The sequence below is a fragment of the Halomonas marinisediminis genome (assembly GCF_004347715.1).
GTDB classification, from domain to species: Bacteria; Pseudomonadota; Gammaproteobacteria; order Pseudomonadales; family Halomonadaceae; genus Halomonas; species Halomonas icarae.
Genome location: NZ_SLTR01000524.1, coordinates 1 through 266, shown reverse-complemented (window position 1 = coordinate 266; position 266 = coordinate 1). Strand labels below are relative to the sequence as shown.

Sequence of the window (266 nt, the reverse complement as noted above, 5' to 3'; positions counted from 1 at the left end):
CGTCGATGACCGGGCCGAGACCGAATACCCCGTCTTCAGCACCGCGCCCTGCATGACCGACTGCAAGGACAGCGTCGAAATCACCATGCGCGCCCGCGTCCTCGACGTGACCCCGGAGGATGACAGCGCCGCCGCCCCGGCTCCGGAGCCGGAGGTCATCCAGGCCGCCGCCCCCGCCGGACCCGACCCCGAACTGGTGGCCGCCGGCGAAAAGGTGTTCAAGCGGTGCGCGGCCTGTCACCAGGTGGGCGAGGGCGCCCAGAACC

At 71.8% G+C, this 266-nt stretch carries 1 pseudogene; it reads left to right on the top strand.

The features are described 5' to 3' along the window. Positions 1 to 52: 52 nt before the first annotated feature. A pseudogene (locus E0702_RS17660) lies at positions 53 to 266 on the top strand (hypothetical protein); the annotation flags it as partial.